The organism is Pseudomonas sp. 8209 (assembly GCF_028682105.1).
Taxonomy (GTDB): domain Bacteria; phylum Pseudomonadota; class Gammaproteobacteria; order Pseudomonadales; family Pseudomonadaceae; genus Aquipseudomonas; species Aquipseudomonas palmensis.
This window is the reverse complement of record NZ_JANIAH010000006.1, coordinates 195,384-216,914: the sequence shown is the minus strand read 5'-3', so window position 1 is coordinate 216,914 and position 21,531 is coordinate 195,384. Positions and strand designations below refer to the sequence as shown.

Annotated in this window: 18 protein-coding genes and 1 pseudogene; 7 read left to right on the top strand and 12 right to left on the bottom strand. The window is 65.1% G+C overall.

What is annotated here, in order from left to right:
- Window positions 1-55: 55 nt before the first annotated feature.
- The gene (gene hglS / locus NP552_RS14995) at window positions 56-1,456 is read right to left on the bottom strand and encodes a 2-oxoadipate dioxygenase/decarboxylase HglS (protein ID WP_104572799.1); all 1,401 of its coding nucleotides are present in this window, start codon (window positions 1,454-1,456) and stop codon (window positions 56-58) included.
- Window positions 1,457-1,551: 95 nt separating this feature from the next.
- Window positions 1,552-2,451: a LysR family transcriptional regulator gene (locus tag NP552_RS14990; RefSeq protein WP_043863342.1), complete on the bottom strand. Its 900-nt coding sequence runs from the start codon at window positions 2,449-2,451 to the stop codon at window positions 1,552-1,554.
- A 139-nt stretch (window positions 2,452-2,590) separates the two neighbouring features.
- On the opposite strand from NP552_RS14990, the gene amaB reads away from it, so the two are divergent.
- The 4 genes from amaB to NP552_RS14970 all read left to right on the top strand — a co-directional run bounded on the left by amaB (window position 2,591) and on the right by NP552_RS14970 (window position 9,546).
- Window positions 2,591-4,081: an L-piperidine-6-carboxylate dehydrogenase gene (gene amaB / locus NP552_RS14985; protein WP_043863343.1), complete on the top strand. Its 1,491-nt coding sequence runs from the start codon at window positions 2,591-2,593 to the stop codon at window positions 4,079-4,081.
- 112 nt (window positions 4,082-4,193) lie between these two features.
- The gene (gene amaA / locus NP552_RS14980) at window positions 4,194-5,480 is read left to right on the top strand and encodes an L-pipecolate oxidase (RefSeq protein ID WP_255001351.1); all 1,287 of its coding nucleotides are present in this window, start codon (window positions 4,194-4,196) and stop codon (window positions 5,478-5,480) included.
- 245 nt (window positions 5,481-5,725) lie between these two features.
- Window positions 5,726-7,726, top strand: coding sequence for a DUF4034 domain-containing protein (locus NP552_RS14975; RefSeq protein ID WP_274096866.1), 2,001 nt, complete (start codon window positions 5,726-5,728; stop codon window positions 7,724-7,726).
- Window positions 7,727-7,731: 5 nt separating this feature from the next.
- A complete protein-coding gene (locus tag NP552_RS14970; protein WP_274096865.1) occupies window positions 7,732-9,546 on the top strand; it encodes a M48 family metalloprotease in 1,815 nt (604 codons plus the stop codon).
- Window positions 9,547-10,030: 484 nt separating this feature from the next.
- Here the strand turns inward: NP552_RS14970 and NP552_RS14965 are convergent, their stop codons facing one another.
- The 4 genes and pseudogenes from NP552_RS14965 to NP552_RS14950 form a co-directional block, all read right to left on the bottom strand.
- A complete protein-coding gene (locus NP552_RS14965) occupies window positions 10,031-11,410 on the bottom strand; it encodes a PAAR domain-containing protein (RefSeq protein ID WP_274096864.1) in 1,380 nt (459 codons plus the stop codon).
- A gap of 216 nt (window positions 11,411-11,626) precedes the next feature.
- Window positions 11,627-11,728, bottom strand: a pseudogene (locus tag NP552_RS26075) (hypothetical protein); the annotation flags it as partial.
- Between the two features lie 100 nt (window positions 11,729-11,828).
- On the bottom strand, window positions 11,829-13,319 hold the full coding sequence (locus NP552_RS14955) for a YifB family Mg chelatase-like AAA ATPase (protein ID WP_104572805.1): 1,491 nt from the start codon (window positions 13,317-13,319) through the stop codon (window positions 11,829-11,831).
- A 313-nt stretch (window positions 13,320-13,632) separates the two neighbouring features.
- The gene (locus NP552_RS14950) at window positions 13,633-13,896 is read right to left on the bottom strand and encodes an accessory factor UbiK family protein (RefSeq protein WP_043863349.1); all 264 of its coding nucleotides are present in this window, start codon (window positions 13,894-13,896) and stop codon (window positions 13,633-13,635) included.
- Window positions 13,897-14,237: 341 nt separating this feature from the next.
- On the opposite strand from NP552_RS14950, the gene glnK reads away from it, so the two are divergent.
- The 3 genes from glnK (at window position 14,238) to sutA (ending at window position 16,732) form a co-directional block, all read left to right on the top strand.
- Window positions 14,238-14,576: a P-II family nitrogen regulator gene (gene glnK, locus NP552_RS14945; RefSeq protein WP_002555808.1), complete on the top strand. Its 339-nt coding sequence runs from the start codon at window positions 14,238-14,240 to the stop codon at window positions 14,574-14,576.
- Between the two features lie 41 nt (window positions 14,577-14,617).
- Window positions 14,618-15,943 carry an ammonium transporter gene (locus tag NP552_RS14940; RefSeq protein WP_043863350.1) on the top strand — a complete coding sequence of 442 codons (1,326 nt, stop codon included), beginning with the start codon at window positions 14,618-14,620 and terminating at the stop codon, window positions 15,941-15,943.
- A gap of 465 nt (window positions 15,944-16,408) precedes the next feature.
- Entirely contained in the window at window positions 16,409-16,732 is a 324-nt protein-coding gene (gene sutA, locus NP552_RS14935) for a transcriptional regulator SutA (protein ID WP_043863351.1), read from the top strand.
- A gap of 158 nt (window positions 16,733-16,890) precedes the next feature.
- Here sutA and NP552_RS14930 read toward each other — a convergent pair whose 3' ends face one another.
- Genes NP552_RS14930 through lptM form a run of 6 tightly spaced genes read right to left on the bottom strand, consistent with a single transcriptional unit; the run spans window position 16,891 to window position 21,463 of the window.
- Window positions 16,891-17,586 (bottom strand): HAD family hydrolase, encoded by a 696-nt coding sequence (locus NP552_RS14930; RefSeq protein WP_043863355.1) that lies wholly within the window; start codon window positions 17,584-17,586, stop codon window positions 16,891-16,893.
- Complete coding sequence (gene xerC / locus NP552_RS14925; RefSeq protein WP_274096863.1) at window positions 17,583-18,482, bottom strand: tyrosine recombinase XerC; 900 nt, start codon at window positions 18,480-18,482, stop codon at window positions 17,583-17,585. The genes NP552_RS14930 and xerC overlap by 4 nt, the downstream gene beginning before the upstream one ends.
- A complete protein-coding gene (locus NP552_RS14920) occupies window positions 18,482-19,219 on the bottom strand; it encodes a DUF484 family protein (RefSeq protein ID WP_043863357.1) in 738 nt (245 codons plus the stop codon). Before NP552_RS14920 ends, xerC begins: the two co-directional genes overlap by 1 nt.
- 13 nt (window positions 19,220-19,232) lie before the next feature.
- Window positions 19,233-20,063, bottom strand: a complete 831-nt coding sequence (gene dapF, locus NP552_RS14915) for a diaminopimelate epimerase (protein WP_043863358.1) — start codon at window positions 20,061-20,063, stop codon at window positions 19,233-19,235.
- A 4-nt stretch (window positions 20,064-20,067) separates the two neighbouring features.
- Complete coding sequence (gene lysA, locus NP552_RS14910; RefSeq protein ID WP_043863359.1) at window positions 20,068-21,315, bottom strand: diaminopimelate decarboxylase; 1,248 nt, start codon at window positions 21,313-21,315, stop codon at window positions 20,068-20,070.
- Window positions 21,316-21,328: 13 nt separating this feature from the next.
- Window positions 21,329-21,463, bottom strand: coding sequence for an LPS translocon maturation chaperone LptM (lptM, locus tag NP552_RS14905; protein WP_043863360.1), 135 nt, complete (start codon window positions 21,461-21,463; stop codon window positions 21,329-21,331).
- Window positions 21,464-21,531 lie beyond the last annotated feature (68 nt).

Below are 21,531 nucleotides of genomic sequence, written 5' to 3'. Positions count from 1 at the left end.
TTCGCCGGCAAGGCCGGCTCCTGCAGTGTAGGAGCCGACCTTGCCGGCGAAGCTGTTAAATCAGCCCAGGCAGGTTCAACGCCTGCGCACACGCTGCCAGCGAGCGCCGCTCGCTCTCGGCATACAGCGCCAGCTCATCCTGCACCGACTTGCCCAGAGCCTGCTCGAACGCGTCGCGGTTGGCATTGCTGCCGTACTCGCTCTGCGCGCCTTCGCCCAGGTTGGACTGGAAGATCCCCGCCGCACTCACCGGCAGGAAGTCCTCGTAGACCAGGGCTTCGAAGTGCACATGCCCGGCTTCGATCAACGCGTTCAGCGAGGTCGGCCGCTGCGCCTGGTCGCGGGCACTCAGGCCGGCTTCGGTCGGGAAGTAGCGGAAGTACGCCAGCCCCTGCTCGCGCATCTGCGCCAGGTCGTCCGGGAAGGCTTCGAAACGCTTGCCCAGCAGGCTCATGTAGCGCTCGGCATTGGCCTCGGCCGGCACGCCGCCCAGGTCGGCCCGCGCTGCGTCCAGCAACTGGTCGTACAGCACGCGACCCTTGGGGGTCAGCGCCGCGCCGCGTTGCTCGATCTCGCCGAAGCGTGCGGTATGGCTGCCCCCTTCGCTGCCCTGCTGGTCGGTGAATGCCACGCGCTCCTGCAAGGCCTTGAAGCTGGTCTGACGCAACAGGATCGGGCAACGACGCGGTGGCGGGCCCTCGATCACGGCCTTGGGCGGAATGCCCTTGGCCGGCATGCCGACCTGGATCGCATCGATGTCCAGGGTGCGCGGCGTCAGGTGGTTGATGTGCGGGCCCTTGAAGGCCACCACATCGGCGATCAGGCGGTGCTGGTCGTGCAGTTGCTGGTACTGCTCGGCCGTGACCGTCGCGTCGTGGTGCCAGCGGAAGGTGTGCAGTGCTTCATTGACGAACGCCTCGGCGTCGGCGGCATTCAGGCCTGCGTCGGCTTCGAACTGGGCAATCAGCTGCAAGGCACGCGGGGTGAAGATCTGCCGCTTGGCCAGGATCGATGCGGCCAGCTCGCGCAGGGCCGGGTTGTCGATCAGCTCCAGGCGCAGCAGCGAGGTGAACACGCGGAACGGGCTGATGTGCAGCGACTGCTCGTGCACCGCGCGAAACGCGGTGGAGTGCACCGGTACGCCGGCCGAGCTGAGGTCGTAGTAGCCCACCGGGTACATGCCCATCACCGCGAACAGGCGGCCGATGGTCGCCAGTTCCTGGGCGGTGCCGACGCGGATGGCGCCGTGGCGTTCCTGGTCCAGGCGTTCGATCTCGCCGGTCCAGCGTAGCGCCTCGGCCACCTTGGGCTGCTGGGTCATCACCTGTTGATTGATCTCGCTCACCAGTTCCAGCAGGGTGCCGTAGAGCGGCACCTCCTGCTTGTACATGAGCGACATGGCCGCGGAAAACTGCGCGCGAATGCTGTCCGGGCTGACGAAATCTTGAGCGGGCATCGAAAGCTTCCTGGTGGTAAAAGTCACCCTTACATGAAAGCGAGGAATGCAGGCCGGGCACAAGCGAAAAAAATTCGAGGGATCATTCCTGTAATTCAGGACCTCGGCGCGGTCGCCTGTTCACGGATCCATTCCACCAGGCTGCGCACCTTGGGTACCTCGGCGGCATGTTCGGCGAACGCCACAAAGTACGCGCCGCTGCTGCGCATCGCGTAGGGCCACGGTATCACCAGCTTGCCCTCGGCCAGTTCCTGCTCCACCAGATAGCGCGGCACCAGCGCCACGCCGCAGCCCGATAACGCGGCGCCCACGCACATATAGAAGGTATCGAAGCGCGGGCCGTGGTAGCTGTTGGCCGAGTGCAGGCCCTGTTCCAGAAACCACTCGTGCCAGGCCTCCGGGCGCGAGGTGCTTTGCAGCAACACGCGCTCGGCCAGCTCGCCGGCCTCGGTCAGGGTATGCCCCTGCAGCAGTTCCGGGGCGCACACCGGCACAACCTCGTCGCCGAACAGCTCGATGCACGTGGCCCCCGGCCAGGTGCCCTGGCCATAGAAGAACACCACGTCGGCGGTGTTCTGCAGCAGGGCGAAAGGCTCCATCTCGTTGCAGATATCCAGGTGTATATTCGGGTAGCGCTTGCCGAAGCCCTTCAGGTGCGGGATCAGCCAGCGCACGCCGAAGCTCGGCTGGGTGGCCACCTTGAGCACTTCGGTCTGCTGACCGTAGGACAGGATGTAGCGGCTGGACATGTCGACCTGGGTGAGGATCTTGTTCACCTCGGCCAGGTACAGCGCGCCCGCCGGGGTCAGCTGCAGGCGTCGGCGGATCCGCAGGAACAGATGATGGCGCAGCATGTCTTCGAGCTGCGCCACCTGCTTGCTCACCGCGCTCTGGGTCAGGTGCAGCTCTTGCGCAGCGCGGGTGAAGCTCAGGTGTCGGGCGGCCGCCTCGAAGCATTGCAGGGCGGCCATCGACGGCACCAGACGTTTGGACATAGCGGTATCACTCACCCGTCGAATCATTACCTGGCGGAATGATGTGCAGAATAAAGGTCGTTTGTAGCGCCAGAGTGATCGGATTAATACTGATCCCATCACCAATTACAACCACTCACCGCCTTGCAGGAGAAGAATAATGGTTGATGGATTGCTCGACCGCCTGGGTGTACCGGCCTCTGCCTACACCCATGGCAACCATCCCGTTCACACCCCGATCGACGGCAGCGCGATTGCCTCGGTGCACCTGGAGTCCAAGGCTCAGGTACTGGGCAAGATCGAACAGGCCGAACAGGCCTTCCTGGCCTGGCGCAACGTGCCGGCGCCGCGTCGCGGTGAGCTGATCCGCCTGTTTGGTGAAGTGCTGCGTGAGCACAAGGCGCAACTGGGCGAACTGGTATCCATCGAAGCCGGCAAGATCACCCAGGAAGGCCTGGGCGAAGTGCAGGAAATGATCGACATCTGCGACTTCGCCGTCGGCCTGTCGCGCCAGCTGTACGGCCTGACCATCGCCTCCGAGCGCCCGGGCCACCACATGCGTGAAACCTGGCACCCGCTGGGCGTGGTTGGCGTGATCAGCGCCTTCAACTTCCCGGTGGCCGTGTGGGCGTGGAACACCACCCTGGCGCTGGTATGCGGCAACGCCGTGATCTGGAAGCCATCGGAAAAGACCCCGCTGACCGCACTGGCCTGCCAGGCGCTGTTCGAAAAAGCCCTGAAAGCCTTTGGCGAAGCGCCGCAAGGCCTGGCGCAGCTGATCATCGGCGACCGCGACGCCGGCCAGGCACTGGTCGACGACCCGCGCGTACCGCTGGTAAGCGCCACCGGCAGCACCCGCATGGGGCGCGAAGTCGGCCCACGCGTGGCGGCACGCTTCGGTCGCAGCATCCTCGAGCTGGGTGGCAACAACGCAATGATCCTGGCCCCGAGCGCCGACCTGGACCTGGCCGTGCGCGGCATTCTGTTCAGCGCCGTGGGTACCGCCGGGCAGCGCTGCACCACCCTGCGTCGCCTGATCGTGCACCGCTCCATCAAGGACGAAGTGGTGGCCCGCGTCAAAGCAGCCTACGCCAAGGTACGTATCGGCGACCCGCGCCAGGACAACCTGGTCGGCCCGCTGATCGACAAGGGTTCGTTCACCGCCATGCAGGACTCCCTGGCCCGTGCCCGTGATGAAGGCGGCAGCGTGTTCGGCGGCGAGCGCCAGTTGCAGCAGCAGTACCCGGATGCCTACTACGTGAGCCCGGCGATCGTCGAGATGCCTGGTCAGAGCGAGGTGGTGCGCCATGAAACCTTCGCGCCGATTCTCTACGTGCTGGCCTATGACGAGTTCGACGAAGCGCTGCGCCTGAACAACGAAGTGCCACAGGGCCTGAGCTCGTGCATCTTCACCACCGACCTGCGTGAGGCCGAGCGCTTCCAGAGCGCGGCGGGCAGCGACTGCGGCATCGCCAACGTCAACATCGGCACCAGCGGTGCCGAGATCGGTGGCGCGTTCGGTGGCGAGAAAGAGACCGGCGGTGGCCGTGAGTCGGGTTCCGATTCGTGGAAGGCCTACATGCGTCGTCAGACCAACACCGTGAACTACTCGCGCGAGCTGCCGCTGGCGCAGGGCATCGTGTTCGACTGATAACCGCGTCGGCCCCTTCGCCGGCAAGGCCGGCTCCTACCGCAACCGTGTAGGGGCCGGCCTTGCCGGTGCAGGGTGCTTCCCGTTCCAAGGCCAACCAACGGAGGCGGCCATGACCGACCTGCGTCAAGAATGTCTGTGGGAGTTCGTCACTCCGCCTGCGGCGCCTGCCGCTGCACTGACGGCACAGATCAAGGCCGATGTGTGCGTGATCGGCGGGGGTATCACCGGTCTGTGCACGGCCATCAACCTGCTCGAGCAGGGCAAGTCCGTCGCGCTGCTCGAAGCCCGTGTCATCGGCCATGGTGGCTCGGGGCGCAACGTCGGGCTGGTCAATGCCGGCACCTGGATCCGCCCCGACGATGTCGAGGCCACCCTGGGCCAGCAACAGGGCAGCCGCCTGAACAAGGTACTGGGTGAAGCCCCGGCCGAGGTGTTCGCCATGATCGAACGCCTGGGCATCGACTGCCAGGCACGCAACGAAGGCACCCTGCACATGGCGCACAACGCCAACGGCGTAGCCGACCTGCAGTCGCGTCACCAGCAATGGAGCCGACGCGGTGCCGATGTCGAGCTGCTGACCGGTGCGCAGTGCCAGGAATACTGCGGTACCGACAAGATTTCCGCCGCGTTGCTCGACCGCCGCGCCGGCACCATCAACCCCATGGGCTACACCCGTGGCCTGGCCGCTGCGGTACGCCGTCTGGGTGGGCAGGTGTTCGAACAGTCCGCTGTCACCGGGCTCACCCGCGAAGGCAGCGCCTGGCTGGTGAAGACTGCCCATGGCGCGGTCAGCGCCGACAAGGTGGTGATCTCCACCGGTGCCTACACCGAGGGCGACTGGACCGCGTTGCAGAAGCAGTACTTTCGCGGCTACTACTACCAGGTGGCTTCCAAGCCCCTGCAGGGCGCTGCGGCCGACAACGTGCTCAAGCACGGCCAGGGCTCGTGGGACACGCGCACGGTGCTCAGCAGCATCCGTCGCGACGACCAGGGCCGCCTGCTGCTGGGCAGCATGGGCCGGGTCGACAACAAGCCGGCGTGGTTCGTGCGCAGCTGGGCCGACCGCATCCAGGGGCACTACTTCCCGCAACTGGGCAAGGTCGACTGGGAAATGCACTGGACCGGCTGTATCGACTTCACCCCGGACCACCTGATGCGCCTGTTCGAACCGGCCCCGGGCATCGTTGCGGTCACCGGCTACAACGGCCGTGGCAACACCACCGGTACTGTGATCGGCAAGGCCTTCGCACAGTACCTGCTGCAGGACGATCCGGATGCACTGCCGATCCCGTTCGCCCCGATGAAACCGGTATCGGCCCCGTTGCTGCGCACCGGCTTCTACGAAACCGGCTTTTCGCTGTACCACGCCGGGCAGTGCCTGCGCGTGCTGCTGTAACCCCCGCTCCAGTGCGCGGCCATCGAACGGGATGCCCTGGTCGATGGCCTCCGGCATTGCCCGCATGCCGTCCACCTGCCCGCATTTTCAACGCCCCGTACCGCTCGCGCCCGGTCGAGAATCATTAACACCCGCGATTTTTTCAATTGGACTGGATCCAATCGGTAGTGTCGTTTAGCCTTCGCCGCCATCATGAGCGCCTTTGCGCTGAACGCGCTCGCTAAAACGGACTTGAAGGGTGCCACTTGCACAACATTCCCCATATTCGCCTCCACCTGCGTGACCTGGTTCGTACCGAGTCCTTCGCCGAGCTGAACAGCTATTTCGATACCCTGCAGGCCGAGTGGAGCAGCGCCGAGCCTGGCACCCACCATTATCTGGACACCGCCCGCACCGGCACGCTGTTCGACTTCAGTGTGACCCCGGCGCCGGAGATCGCACGCTTTCTGCAGGCCTGGGTCGCCGCCTGCCCGGATGCCTTCCATCCGCGCCTGTTCCTGGGCAACTACTGCTATGGCCGCGCCGGCAATATCCGCGGCAACGGCTGGGCCAAAAGCGTGACCGACGACTGCTGGCTGGGCGCGGCGCTGGCTTGTGAACTGTCGGCGGTGCACCTGCTGGCGGCACTCGAACGTTCGCCGCAGCCGGTGGCTGCAGGCGTCACCCTGATGGAGCTGTGCGCGCACTTCCACGAGCCGGCGTGGCTGAACGCGCTGTTCGGTGGCGAGCCTGCCAAGGGCATGGCCAGCGACAACCAGGACCCCGAACTGCTGGAGATGGCGGTCGAACACCTGGCCCACTACGGCCTGACGCCCTTGCAACAGGCCCCCACGGCGCTGCCGGCCGGCCTGCCGCAACGCCAGGCGCACGAGATGGACCAGGGGCAGGATTACTGGCTGCACCGCGTGATGGAGTGGCGCCCGGACTGCCTGGAAGCGCTGCTCAACTATGCCAACTACCTGTTGCCGCGCTGGGGCGGCAGCTACGAAGACATCGAAGGCTTTGCCAGCGGGCCGCTGTGCGCCGCGCTGAGCGAGGCGCAGCGCAATGCGATCCGCTGGCTGGCGTTCTACGACATCCACGAGGATTACCCCGCCAAGGAGGAATTCAACGCTGCACGCGAGTACCTCGAGCACTTCGAGGCCTGGCTGCAGCGCGACCTGCTGCCAGCCTACCGCGGTTATGCGCTGGGTTACTTCGGCCAGTTCTGCAGCTACTCGCTGGACAACCAGCCACGTGCGATGGCGATGCAGGTCGCGAGCGTGCAGGCCTTCCCCGAAGGCGAGTACTTCCGCCATGTCGAGGGGCCGTTCCACAGCTTCGTCTACCTCACCATGGTGGCCAACATGGCCGACGAAACCGGTGCCTTCAAGGTGGCGGTCGAGCGCATGTGCGCGATGAACGAGTTGGGCGTGCCGGTGGCGATCAAGGCTGTCGGTCACCAGTTCGGCCTGTGGGGTTTCGACAAGGACCCGCAGTGTGTGCCGGCCTTGCTGGACCGCGCGCGGGTGCTGGGCGAACACGACCTGGGGGACTCGGGCCTGGACATCGTCAGCCTGCCGTCATTCCTGTGGGACGGTGGGCGCCACGACGAGGGTTACTTCCTGGCGGTGCAATGGGGCGAGCGTGGCCTGCCGGGCGCGGCCTATTTCCTGCACGAGGTACACACCGGTGCCCGTGAAGAGGCCCCGCAACGCTATGTGGACGAGGGCGAAAGCCTGCGCTGGCTGGAGCGCGGTGCCCAGGACGGCTGCCCGCAGAGCATGTTCAACCTGGCCTGGAAAAAGCTTTTCGACGACGAGCTGGACATGCGTGTGCGTGCCAACCTCGACGAGGTGCTGCGCCTGTTCGAAGGCGCCCGCCAATCGTCGCGGGCAGAACAGCGCGCGCGCATCCGCATCGGCATCCTGCTGCGCGACTTCGGCACTGCCGAAGAGCAGGAAACCGGCGTGAAGTACCTGCGTTCGCTGGTCGACTGTGACGATGACTGGGTCTCGGCGCGTACCAGTGCCGAGATCGCACTGGCCTACCTGCGCGGGCAGGGCGTTCAGCAAAGCCGCTTCGCTGCCATCGAGTGGGCGCAGCATGCCGTGACCCAGTTGCCCGACAACGAAGGCATCCAAGAAGTCCAGTACGAGGTGCTCAACTCCCACAGCCTGCTCAAGAGTGTCACCAGCGTGTTCGGTGCGTTCCTGGGGCGTGGCAAGGTCGGCGCCGACGACCTGCCGCCCAAGCCGGCGCAGTAACGCCCATGGCCGCACTGCAACGGTTGCGACTTCGTGCCTGGCTGCTGCTGGGCAACGGCTTTCTGCTGGTGGGCGGGCTGGCCCTGTGCGCGCTGCCGCTGGCGATGTGCATGTGGCTGCCCGGTGCTGCGGGGCTGCTGGCCGGGTTCGTGACCCTGCCAGCGGGCATGTTCGGCTACAGCATGCTCAAGCTGCCCTTTGCGACGCGTGCCGATTCCAGCGAGGACGGCATCGCCCTGCAGGCAGTGGACGCGCCGCAGCTGTTCGAGGAAATCGAGCGGTTGCGCCTGGCACTCGGCGCGCCTGCGCTGGATGCGGTGTACCTGAACGACGACTTCAACGCCAGTATCCGCCAGCACCACGTACTGTTTCGCAGGACGCGCAACGTGATGTGGCTGGGCCTGCCCTTGCTCGACACGCTGTCGCCACGGGCCTGTGCGGCGATCCTGGCGCATGAGTGCGCGCACATCGCCCAGCGTCATGGCCGCTATGCCAGCCGCGTGTATTTCGCACGGCTGCAATGGCAGGCGGCGAGCGAGCGGCTGGAGCGCCATCGCTCGTTGTCGAGCGCGCCGCTGCGTCTGTTCGTGGGCTGGTACGTGCCGCGTTTTCTGGCCGTGAGCATGGATTTTGCGCGGCGCTGCGAGTACCAGGCCGACGCCGAGGCGGCGCGGGTAGGCGGGGTCGAGGCGATGCGCGAGGCGCTGGTCGGCCTGGCCTTGCAGGGGCGGGCACTGGAGCAGGCGTTCTGGCCCAAGGTGTTTCTTGCCGGCAGCGCCACGCCATTGACCGACCTGGCCCGCAGCGGTGCGCCGAGCCTGCCGCAGGACATTGCCGAGGCCCGCAGCTGGCTGCATGGCGCACTGTGCAACGAGACCGACGACAGCGATACCCACCCGGCGCTGGCCGACCGCCTGGCGGCGCTGGGGGGGGCACCCGATCAGCCCGATGCGGCACTGGTGTGGCAGCGCAGCCAGCCCAGCGCGGCGCAGGCCTGGCTGGGTGAGCAGCACCTGCCATTGGCGCAGCGCCTGGACGAACAGCAGGCCGATGACAATGCCCGGCATTGCCAGCGCGCCCGTGACGAGCGCGAGGCATTGGTGGCCGAGCAGCACGACCTGCAGCGCAAACGGCGTATCCGTGCGCTGTCGGGCCACGAGATTGCCCGGCTGGCCTGGCTGTACCGCACCCTTGGCGAGGCGGGCGATGAGGCGCTGCGTTTGCTGGAAGATGCACTGCAGCAGGCGCCGGACGCGGCGGTGCGCTATCAGCTGGCCGAGTGTCATGCCCAGGCCGGGCGCCCGGACGCCGCCGCAGCACTGTGGCGGCAGGTGGCCGAGCAGCGCGGGCCGTTGCAGCTGTACAGCCTGCGCAAGCTCAGCGTGCTGGCCCTGCGCAGCGATGACCGCGGCGCGGCCGAGCACTATCGGCGCGAGGCCGATGCCCTGCAGCGTGCCGATAGCGACAATGACGGTGAAGACGGCGAGTGGGTGCCCCACGACCTGGTGCCCGTGGAGCGCAACAAGCTGATCGAGACGCTCACGCCGCTGCTGAAACTGGCGACCGGCGTGTGGCTGCTGCGCGAGACCGGCACGCGGCGCTACATTTTGCTGGTACTGGCGCGGGACTCGCTGACTTTCCGCCTGGTCAGTCGCCTGACCGGCGAAGACAGCTACCTGCGCCGGGATTGCCAGCAGATGCTCAACCGCCTGCTGCCGCGCATTCGCCTGGACCTGGTGCCCGTGGTGATGTCGGCCGGGGATGCGCGGCTGGTGTTCTGCTCGCAGGCGTCGCAGCTGCGCTTGAGCGCGTTGCTGTAGCGCTCAGATTCGATTGGTAAATGCCTTATTGCCTGCTCTTCAACACTTGCCTGTTTTTGCGTCAGGGGCTTGGGGAGCCGGCGGTTTACCGTCCGTTACGGCTTGCTCAAGTTGAGCAGGCCTACGCCAAACATGAACCAGGCAAACCCAATGATGATCAGCCATGAGGTAATAGTCAGGCGCCTTTTGAGCGCAAGAGGGAATTCATGAAAGTCCTTCGGATCCAGCTGCCCTCGTTTGATGGAGCGTCTTGCATACAACATGATCCCGCTGAGTGCTGATACGATCATGCATCGAGAAATGAAGCCGTGTGTTCCCCATATCTGCAAGAATCTGGGCAGACAGTCACTGCGCCGAAAGGCGTGAAGCAAACTTGAAAAATGTCGAGAATGGGCAAGTTGTACCTCTGACAAGAGGCCCCCGATCCCCAAGAAGCAGGGGGTTAACATAAACGCCAGCGCCCAGTGGGACTCCCAGAAGGCCATCATGGCTGGGCGTGCTCATAGATAACTTCCCCTAGCCATTCACCACCTGACATACCACCCAGACTCCCTGCTAAAGCCCCTGCACCGACGATGGCGACACTACAAACGGTCGCACTCACCGGTCCTAAACTCAAGCAACCTACCGCGAAAACCCTGTTTGCAGCGGCGCCCCCCAGTGAACCAAAACCAAGCCCTCCCAAGAAACTGCCAGCCTCGGTGAAGCGTATCTTTTTACACGCCTTGGTTTCTCCAGCCATGCACGCCTCTCGAATCTTGAAGTACGAAGAAGCAGCACCTATCACTATGCCGATGTGCCCGCCGGTCTTCAGGTACGTTGACATCCTTGCCACCTTCTCCAGGTGCGTTGCATATCCCGGAATTTGTCCTGGGACGCCCGCTTTGCTCCAATGATGCACCAGACTCCTGCTCGATATTCCAAGGCCTCTGCGCAAGGTGTCATGGCTGCCCAGGTTCATCGGTTTGTTGAGGAAGGCTATCCGCAACTGCGCTTCCATACGCTTGAAAAGTTCTTTACGGGAAGCGAAGAACTGTGGGCTTTTCAAATGGCCATGCTTGGAGAATTGCTGCTGATGCAAGAGCTCGACCTGATGCAGTGTATTCTTCAGGTCTTCGAATGACCTCGCCATCATGGCCTGGGCCACCCCCATCGACAGACTCACGTCACTTAGTAATCCTGCGATTTCGGCCTGGTGCCTCATCATGAAATCGGCCTCATCGGGGCTCAGACCGGCAAGACTATCTCGCGCCAGTTCTGCCGCTTCCATCAGATGCAGTTCCTCACGCGTACACATCTGTGCACTTCCTGGATCACCGATGACAAAGATTTCCCCTGCCTTGAAGCCGTTCTCAAAGGTTGGGTTGAGACGCTGCAGACGAATGGCCAGGTGCCTCTGCGGGTCAGCCAGCCCATGCAGCACCTGATTGAATGACTGGCTGTGCTGGACAATATGAAAGCCCGGCTCCAGTTTGGGCTGCGCGAATGTTGTCATTGTGCTGACTGCTTGTCGTGGTGAGGGAGTCGACTCAAATCCGAGCGTCGATGCGCTAGGCTGGAGTGGAATGCTGCTCCTGATGGCAGGCCCTTGATGTAGCGGTGCAATGACATAGTTGCTGCCCAGCGGACATTTGCACTGAACCAGTGAGCCATCCACGGCTGTGCTGAGGCCGTCCTGTCGCCAGCGCGATTCACCCTCGATGATCGTGCCTTCTGCACCGCAGTGAGGGCAGGGTGTGGTCCTGTCGCCTTCAAGTAGCCAAGGGATGTCGTGCACCTGGCCGCGCGCATGACTGGCTATGCAGATTGCACCTGTACTGGTGAGATCTCCGTCCAGACCTTGGCCCTTGCCGAAGATATTCATGCGCTGGCTCATGATTCACCCGCGCAATGGAAGCAATGGGAAAGGAGAACGTTTTTCTTGGTCATGAGTGGGTGTCGCAAGCTGGGAAGAGCGCAACTTAGCAGTTGCTTATCCCGGATTTTCCCGGCTTGGAACGGTAAGGAAAGGTCCTGCGTGATTTTAGGATTTGGACGTAATCAGGTGTGCCAGGCTGTCGCCGTGGCTGGTATCCGGGGCGATCACGGCGCCCAGTTGCAAGCGCTTGGCCAGGGGCACCGCAATGACCGCGGCAAGCAGGAAGATGACGGCTGTTTGCAAAAGGCTGCCTTCGTGTGGCATCGCTCGGCTCCAGGGGGCTGCTACGGCGGCAGCGTTGAACAGTGAGGGCGCATGATGAGGCTGCGCCCGGCATTGCACAAACCGATGGGCGTCAAGGCACCTAAGGCCCGGGGCGGTACTGCAGGGCCTCGGCCAGGTGCACACGCGCAATGTGTGCGGCCTGTTCCAGATCGGCCAGCGTACGCGCCACCTTGAGCAGGCGGTGCGCGGCCCGTAGCGACAAGGTTAGTCGTTCGCACGCGGTTTCCAGCCATTGCTGATCGTCAGTGGACAGCGCGCAGTGCTGGCGCAGGCCGGGCAGCTCGAGAAAGGCGTTGGCACAGCCCTGGCGCTGTTGTTGTCGTTCGCGTGCGGCAGCCACCTGCCCTGCGATGTGGGCACTGGCGGGGCCGTTGTCGGTGCAGTGCGAGAGCGCCGTGGCTTCACGGGCGACGGTCAGGTGCAGGTCGATGCGATCAAGCAACGGGCCGGAGAGCTTGTTGCGGTAGCGCTGGATCTGGTCGCTGCTGCATCGGCAGCGACCGGTGGGGTCGCCATGGTAGCCGCAGGGGCAGGGGTTCATCGCCGCCACCAATTGGAAGCGGGCCGGGAAGCGGATCTTGTCCTTGGCCCGGGCGATCACGATTTCGCCCGATTCCAGGGGCTCACGCAGCACTTCCAGCACGCGCCGCTCGAACTCCGGCAACTCATCCAGAAACAGCACGCCATGGTGGGCCAGGGTGATCTCGCCGGGTTGCGGGCGGCTGCCACCGCCGACCAGTGCGGCCCCCGACGCCGAGTGATGCGGGTGGCGAAACGGACGCTGCGGCCAGCTGTTGAGCGGCAGCGGGCTGGCGACCGACTGGATGGCCGCCACCTCCAGCGCTTCGCGCTCGTTCAGCGGTGGCAGCAGGCCGGGCAGGCGGCTGGCGAGCAGAGTCTTGCCGGTGCCGGGTGGCCCGCTGAACAGCAGGTTGTGGGCCCCGGCCGCCGCGACCAGCAGGGCACGCTTGGCGGCAAGCTGGCCCTGCACCTCGTTGAGGTCGGGGTAGGGCTGGCTGTGTAGGACCAGGCCGTTGGCCTTGTAGGGTTCGAGGGGCTGCTGGCCGTTGAGGTGCGCGACCAGTTCCAGCAGGTGGTCTACGGCGTACACCACCAGGCCCGAAGCCAGGCAGGCCTCCTCGGCATTCTCCCGTGGCACCACCAGGGCGCGCCCGGCTTCGCGGGCGGCAAGGGCGGCAGGCAGCACGCCCTGCACGCAGCGCACCGCCCCCGACAGCGCCAGCTCGCCCAGGCATTCCACTGCGTGCAGCGAGGCGATCGGCATCTGCCCGTTGGCGGCCAGGATGCCCAGGGCTATGGCCAGGTCGAAGCGTCCGCCATCCTTGGGCAGGTCGGCGGGGGCGAGGTTGAGGGTGATGCGCCGCGCGGGGAACTCCAGGCCGGAGTTGAGGATGGCGCTGCGCACACGGTCCTTGCTTTCCTTCACCGTGGCTTCGGGCAGGCCGACCAGGGTCAGGTTGGGCAGGCCGTTGGCCAGGTGCGCTTCGATGGTGACCGCAGGGGCCAGTACGCCCACCTGGGCGCGGCTGTGGACAAGGGCGAGGGACATGCACACTCCATGATCGGGACAATGCCGCGTCCTGCGGCTGGGGCAAGGATAGTGGTGCGCGCGCAGGGTGCGCGGGGGAGAGTGAGTCGAGGTTTTGCAGCGGTTGACGGGGCCAGGGGCGCTGGTCAAGATCACGGCGCCCCGGTGCAGCCTTCGGGCCGCGACGGCGTGCGTGCCAATGGCTTCTATCGCCGCTTGGGGGTGGGAGGTGGTGGCGCAGTTGGAGGAGGGGGATGTGCGGTATGAGAAGGTGAGGCAGGCCCCTGCATGACCCTGCAGGCGCCGGCCCCGCCGACGAAGGCTGCGCTGCGCTCTACTCGGCAGCCGCCGGGTTCAGCCGCGCTTCCATCTCTTCGACCTTGGCCTCCAGCGCCTCCAGGCGTGCGCGGGTGCGGGCCAGCACTACCATCTGGCTGTCGAACTCCTCACGGCTGACCAGTTCCAGCTTGCTGAAACCACTTTGCAGCAGCGCCTTGAACTGGCTTTCCAGTTCGCTGCGCGGCTGCGCGGTGTCACCGCTGAACAGGCGCGAGGCCTGGTCGCTCAGGGCATCGAGAAAGGCTTTGGGCGCGAGCATGTTGGTCCGTCCGGTAAATGCAAAGAGGCGTCCAGTGTAACACGCACCCCACGCCCGCTCGCCCCGCACGCTTTTCGCGCATTCCCCCGATCGGTAGCGCACCGTTTTTGTGCGTGTTTGCCCTGCTGGCGACTGGCCAATTCCACGCAAGGCACGCAAGCCGTTGTAATTGGTGGCTTTGGCAGACATGGCAAGGTTTCTGCTTAGAGCCAAGTGACTCATGCACTGGTGTCGGGCCTTGGGATTGAGGCCGACGAAGCGTTACAAAGCCAGGCACTGCGCTTAGACTTGAGACGGGTTTGTTTTCCTGGGGCAAGTCCACCAATTCGGGAGAGAGTTTCATGAAGCTAGTCACTGCCATCATCAAGCCATTCAAGTTGGACGACGTGCGCGAGTCGCTGTCCGAAATCGGCGTGCAGGGCATTACCGTCACGGAAGTCAAAGGCTTCGGACGGCAGAAAGGCCACACCGAGCTGTATCGCGGTGCTGAATACGTAGTCGATTTCCTGCCCAAGGTGAAGATCGATGTCGCCATCGACGACAAGGACCTGGACCGGGTCATCGAGGCGATCACCAAGGCGGCCAACACCGGCAAGATCGGTGACGGCAAGATTTTCGTGGTCAATCTGGAACAGGCCATCCGCATCCGTACCGGTGAAACCGATACCGACGCGATCTAAGTAACGCCGCCCCAAACCCCAACGCCCCAGGAGATAACAATATGACTCTGCGTCAGTTCGCAGGGCTAGGAGCCCTTTTGTCCCTCGTAATGCCTGGCATGGCCATGGCAGAGGAGGCAGCCGCCCCCGTGCTCAACTCCGGCGACACCGCCTGGATGTTGACCGCCACCGCGCTGGTGCTGTTCATGACCATCCCGGGCCTGGCGTTGTTCTATGGCGGCATGGTGCGTTCCAAGAACGTGCTTTCGGTGATGATGCAGTGTTTCGCCATCACCGGCCTGATCAGCATTCTGTGGATGGTCTACGGCTACAGCCTGGCGTTCGATACCACGGGTATGGAAGAGGGCGTGGTCAACTTCAATTCCTTCGTCGGCGGGTTCTCCAAGGCCTTCCTGGCCGGCGTCACCCCCGCGAGCCTGACCTCGTTGTTCCCCGAGGCGGTGTTCATCACCTTCCAGATGACCTTCGCCATCATCACTCCTGCCCTGATCGTCGGTGCCTTTGCCGAGCGCATGAAGTTCTCGGCCATGCTGATCTTCATGGCCGTGTGGTTCACCCTGGTCTACGCACCGATCGCGCACATGGTCTGGTCCGGTGCCGGCGGCCTGATGTGGGACTGGGGCGTACTGGACTTTGCCGGTGGCACCGTGGTGCATATCAATGCGGGTATCGCGGGCCTGGTGGCGTGCCTGGTGCTGGGCAAGCGCAAGGGTTTCCCGACCACCCCGATGGCCCCGCACAACCTGGGCTACACCCTGATGGGCGCGGCCATGCTGTGGATCGGCTGGTTCGGCTTCAACGCCGGCTCCGCAGCCGCTGCCAACGGCACCGCCGGCATGGCCATGCTGGTGACCCAGATCGCCACGGCCGCCGCTGCGCTGGGCTGGATGTTCGCCGAGTGGATCACCCACGGCAAACCCAGCGCCCTGGGCATCGCCTCCGGTGTGGTGGCAGGCCTGGTGGCGATCACCCCGGCTGCGGGCACCGTAGGCCCGATGGGCGCACTGGTGATCGGCCTGGTATCGGGTGTGGTGTGCTTCTTCTGCGCCACCAGCCTCAAGCGCAAGATGGGCTATGACGACTCCCTGGACGCCTTCGGTGTGCATGGCATCGGCGGCATCGTCGGCGCGATTCTCACCGGCGTGTTCGCGGCCCCTGCACTGGGCGGCTTCGGTACCGTCGAAGATATCGGCGCACAGGTCTGGGTGCAGGCCAAGGGCGTGGGCTTCACGGTGATCTACACCGCTATCGTCACCTACGTGATTCTGAAGGTGCTGGACCTGGTGATGGGCCTGCGGGTCAACGAAGAGGAAGAAGCGGTCGGCCTCGACCTCGCGCAGCACAACGAGCGTGGCTACAACCTGTAACATGCTAGAAAAAACATGCCCGGCTTGCCGGGCATTTTTTTGCCTGGATTTTGTCCATCCAAGGGCACGCAAACGGTTTCCACGGGGGCATTTGCAGGCGCTTGACGCTGTAATGGCCATCAAGCATAAAACTTACAGCGAACAAGGATATTTAGGCACTTTGCTTTTTCACACATCACGCTAGAATGCGCGCCGTAGGGTGCGGATGACCTGTCCGCGCACTTCGATACCCTTTGCTAGGCTTGGCATTGAACAGGCCGCTCACGGCGGGGTCAGCTGGTGAAGCAATGCCGGCAGCTCTTTCTTTTTGTCGGGCCCTGCACGGGCCCGCACGGTGCTCGCCAGGTGGTAGGGCGGGCGCCGCTGGCCGCGGGCTACCCGTGGCCCTGGATTTTTCCGGCAGTGGCCGCACCTGGCGCTGTTGGTCTATAACTTATCTGCTTTTCGCAAGTCATGAGGTAGAACATGAGCGACGATGATCTGGAAAACGACGACCTCGAAGTGGGCGACGAAGACGATACCGATGAAGGCCTGGAAGCGGCTGCCGACGACGTTGCCGATGACAGCGGTGACGACAGCCCCGCACCGGTAGCCAAGGGCAAGTCCAAGGCTGCGGTCTCGGTCGACGAAATGCCCAGCATGGAAGCCAAGCAGAAGGAGCGCGACGCGCTCGCCAAGGCGATGGAAGAGTTCCTGTCGCGTGGCGGCAAGGTGCAGGAAGTGGAGGCCAACGTGGTCGCCGATCCGCCCAAGAAGCCAGACAACAAGTACGGTAGCCGTCCTATCTGAGGGTGCCGTCGAACAGAAGAGCCCGCCGTCGCTGCGGGCTTTTTTGTGGGTGGCGTTACGGGTTGCCGCTGCTGACGCTATGGCGGGGCAGGCCCGCTCCTACAACGATCACCGCAACCCTTGTGGGAGCGGGCTTGACCCGCGATGGGCCAGCGGGGCTAACGCCAACTGAGCAACAGCTCAGGCAACTGCGACAGGCGCTGGATCTCGGCATCCGGCTGCCCCTCGGCTGTCCACGCCTTGCCCTGCGGGTTGAACCATATCGCGCGCAGGCCGGCCTGCTGGGCCCCGGCGATGTCGTCGCCCGGGTGGTCGCCGATATGCACGGCATTGCCGGCCTCGGCCTGGCCCTGGCGCAATGCTTCGAGAAACGGCTGCGGGTCGGGCTTGCCGATGCCCAGGTCCTCGGCGCACAGGGCGAACCTGAAATAGTCGGCCAGCCCCAGGCGCCTCACGTCGGCATTGCCATTGGTGACCACGCCCAGGGTGTAGCGATGGCGCAGCACCTCCAGCACCGGCTGCACCTCGGGGAAGATATCCACCTGGTGGCGCGCATGCAGGAACACTTCAAAGCCCTCGTTGGCCAGGGCGTGGGCCCTGGCTTCGCTGTAGCCGACGTCGCTCATGGCATGGAACAGCACCTTGCGCCGCAAGGCGCTGATGCGATGCCGCAGGCCCGGCTCGGCCTGCACCAGGCGCTCGCGAATGGCATACAGGTGCTCCACCGGCACCGCGCCCAGGTCGGGTGCATTCGCCGCCAGCCAGTCGCGCAGCACGGCCTCGGCACTGACGATGACCGGGGCGGTGTCCCACAGGGTGTCGTCCAGGTCGAAGGTGATCAGCTGAATGCTCATGAGTCACTGTCCTTGCTGCGTTTGGCCCTTGGGTGGGCGCTGTCATAGACGCTCGCCAGGTGCTGGAAGTCCAGGTGAGTGTAGATCTGCGTGGTGGCGATGTCGGCATGCCCGAGCATTTCCTGCACCGCACGCAGGTCCTGGGACGATTCGAGCAGGTGGCTGGCGAAGGAGTGGCGCAGCATGTGCGGGTGCAGGTTCTGCCCCAGCTCGCGGCTGCCCGCCGCCTGGACCCGCAGCTGGATCGCCCGCGGGCCCAGGCGCCGGCCTTGCTGGCTGACGAACACCGCGTTGTCCTGCGGGGCGCTGATGCCGCGCAGCGCCAGCCACTTTTCCAATGCCTCTCGGGCTTTGCGGCCTACCGGCAGCACGCGGGTCTTGCTGCCCTTGCCATGCACCTGCACCAGGCCGGCTGGCAGGTCGAGCTGAACGAGATCGAGGCTGGTCAGCTCCGACAGGCGCAGGCCCGAGGAGTAGAACAGCTCGAGCATGGCCTGGTCGCGGCGGGCGAGAAAGTCGTCGTCCACCGCGCCTTCGAGCAATTGCAGCGCGCGGTCGGTATCGAGGGTCTTGGGCAGCCGGCGCTCGCCCTTGGGCGCGGCCAGGCCGTTGGCCGGGTCGTGGTCGCACAGGCCTTCGCGGTTCAGGTAGCGGTACAGGCCGCGCACCGCCGAAAGCATGCGCGCCAGGCTGCGCGACGACTGCCCGGCATGGTGCTGGCGCGCCACGAACTGGCGCAGGTGCTGGATCTGCAGGGCGCTCCAGCTGGCGATGCCGGTTTTCTCGCAGTAGGCCAGCACGTTGGCCAGGTCACGCCGGTAGGCCAGCTGGGTATGCTCCGACACCTGGCGCTCGTTGCGCAGGTGCGCGATGAACGCGTCCAGCTGGCGCTCCATCAGCGTACCGGGCGCAGGGTCTGGGTAAAGCGCGGTAGCACGCGGCCGAGCACTTCGGCGATGTAGCTCAGGAACAGGGTGCCGACGCTGCTCTTGTAGTGCTGCGGGTCGTGGCTGGCGATGGCGAGCACGCCATGCAGGCCCTGATAGTCGAGCGCGGCGACGGCACTGGAGCCGACTTCGGGGCGCTGGGCCTCGCCGAACAGGAAGTCCAGCTCGTGGTCGCGCAGGGTGCCGCTGACCGTCTTGCCCGCGCACAGCAGGCCGCCGATGGCCTGTTGCGCTTCGGTCGGGTTGACCCAGCGGCCCACGGGCGCCACGGTATCGCCGAACAGGATCAGGCTCACGAACGGCACCTTGAACTCCTGGCGCAGGCTGTCCTCGACGGCCATCACCACGGCCTCGAGGCTGTCGGCGTCGAGCAGGTCGAGGATCAGCCGGCGGGTCTTCTCGAACAGCCGGTCGTTGTCGCGGGCCACGTCCATCAGGTGCGAGAGGCGGTGGCGCATCTCGATGTTGCGGTCGCGCAGCAGCTTGAGCTGGCGCTCCACCAGCGACACGCTGTCGCCGCGCTGGTGAGGGACCTGCAGCTCCAGCAGCAGGTCGTCATGCTCGGCGAAGAACGCCGGGTTGGCACGCAGGTAAGCCACCACGTCCTGGGCCCCGACGCTGGGCGTCGAGCCCTGGGCGTCGGAGGCGTCGGGCTCTGCGGTGGGCGTGTGGGGCTGGTCGGTCATGGCTGGTACTCACTCATAGGCGAACCTGTCCTTCATACACGCGTACGGCAGGGCCTGTCATCACTACAGGCCGGCCCGGGCCGCCCCACTCGATGGACAGGCGACCTCCAGGCAGGTCGATCAGCAGCGGTGAATCCATCCAGCCCTGGCTGATGGCAGCCACCGCCGCGGCGCAGGCACCGGTGCCGCAGGCCTGGGTTTCCCCGGCGCCGCGCTCCCACACGCGCAACTGGGCGCGGTGGCGGTCGATGACCTGAAGGAAGCCGACGTTGACCCGCTGCGGGAAGCGCGGGTGGTTCTCGATCTGCGGGCCGAGGTCGTGCACCGGGGCGCTGTTGATGTCGTCGACGCGCAGCACCGCATGGGGGTTGCCCATCGACACGGCAGCCAGGTTGATCGTGCGACCGGCCACTTCCAGCGGGTAGCTCAGGGCCTGGGCAGGGGCGTCGAAGGGGATCTCGGACGGCACCAGGCGCGGTGGGCCCATGTCGACGCTGATCTGCCCGTCGCCGCGCACATCGAGTTCGATGATGCCGCTCTTGGTCTCGACGCGGATGCGCTTTTTCGCCGTCAGGCGCTTGTCCAGCACGAAGCGCGCGAAGCAGCGCGCACCGTTGCCGCACTGCTCGACTTCGGACCCGTCGGCGTTGAAGATCCGGTAGCGAAAGTCCACGTCCGGATTGCTCGGCGCCTCGACGATCAGCAGTTGGTCGAAACCGATGCCGGTGTGCCGGTCACCCCATTGCTTGGCGTGCTTGGGCAGGATGTGCGCGTGCTGGCTGACCAGGTCGAGGACCATGAAGTCGTTGCCCAGGCCGTGCATCTTGGTAAAACGCAGCAGCATGGGGTCACTCCGGCAGCAGGCTTTCGCCGGCAAACAGCTCGGCCACGGTTTCGCGACGGCGCACTTCGAAGGCCTGATCGGCATCCACCAGTACTTCGGCGCAGCGACCACGGGTGTTGTAGTTCGAACTCATGACGAAACCGTAGGCACCGGCCGAATGCACGGCCAGCAGGTCGCCTTCGGCCAGGTTCAGCGCACGGTCCTTGGCCAGGAAGTCGCCGGTCTCGCAGATCGGGCCGACCACGTCATAGCTGCGCGGCTCGCCATCACGCGGCTGCACGGCGGTCACGTCCATCCAGGCCTGGTACAGCGCCGGGCGGATCAGGTCGTTCATCGCCGCGTCGACGATGGCGAAGTCCTTGTGCTCGGTGTGCTTGAGGTACTCGACGCGGGTCAGCAGCACGCCGGCATTGGCCACGATGTAGCGGCCCGGTTCGAATACCAGCGCCAGGTCGCGGTCGCCCACGCGCTCGCGGATGGCCTTGATGTAGTCGCCGGCCAGTGGCGGCTCTTCGTCGCGATAGCGCACGCCCACGCCGCCGCCCAGGTCCAGGTGGCGCAGGTAGATGCCGCACTCGCCGAGGCGGTCGATCAGCGCCAGCAGGCGGTCGAGGGCATCGAGGAAGGGCTCCAGCGTTGTCAGCTGCGAACCGATGTGGCAGTCGACGCCGACGATTTCCAGGTTCGGCAGCTGTGCGGCGCGCACGTAGACTTCTTCGGCATCGGCAATGGCGATACCGAACTTGTTCTCTTTGAGGCCGGTGGAAATGTACGGGTGGGTGCCGGCATCGACATCCGGGTTGACCCGCAGCGAGATCGGCGCGCGTACGCCCATTTCGGCGGCAACCACCTGCAGGCGCTCCAGCTCGTCGGTGGACTCGACGTTGAAGCAGTGCACGCCCACTTCGAGGGCGCGGCGCATGTCGTCGCGGGTCTTGCCCACGCCGGAGAACACCACACGGTCGGCGCGCCCGCCGGCGGCCAGCACACGCTCCAGTTCACCGCCCGAGACGATGTCGAAGCCTGCGCCCAGTCGTGCCAGCACGTTCAGCACGCCGAGGTTGGAGTTGGCTTTTACGGCGAAGCACACCAGGTGCGAAACACCCTGCAATGCATCGGCGTAGCTACGGTACTGGGCTTCGATATGCGCCCGCGAGTACACGTAGGTAGGCGTGCCGAAGCGTTCGGCAATCGCCGACAGCGCCACGCCTTCCGCGAACAGCTCGCCGTCGCGGTAGTTGAAAGCGTCCATGGGGATCCCTTAATCAGTGCTGGTGCGATTGCGACTTTTTGCCGTCTTTGCCGTCTTCAGGCAGGTACAGTGGGCCTTTCTGACCGCAAGCGGAGACGAGGCAGGCAATCGCGACTAGCGCCGCGAGGGAGGAAATCAGGCGCTTCATGGCGAAATCCTTTGAATTTAAGCAGTATTGCGCCCGAGTATACCGAGCGCCCGGCGCCTTGCCTATGT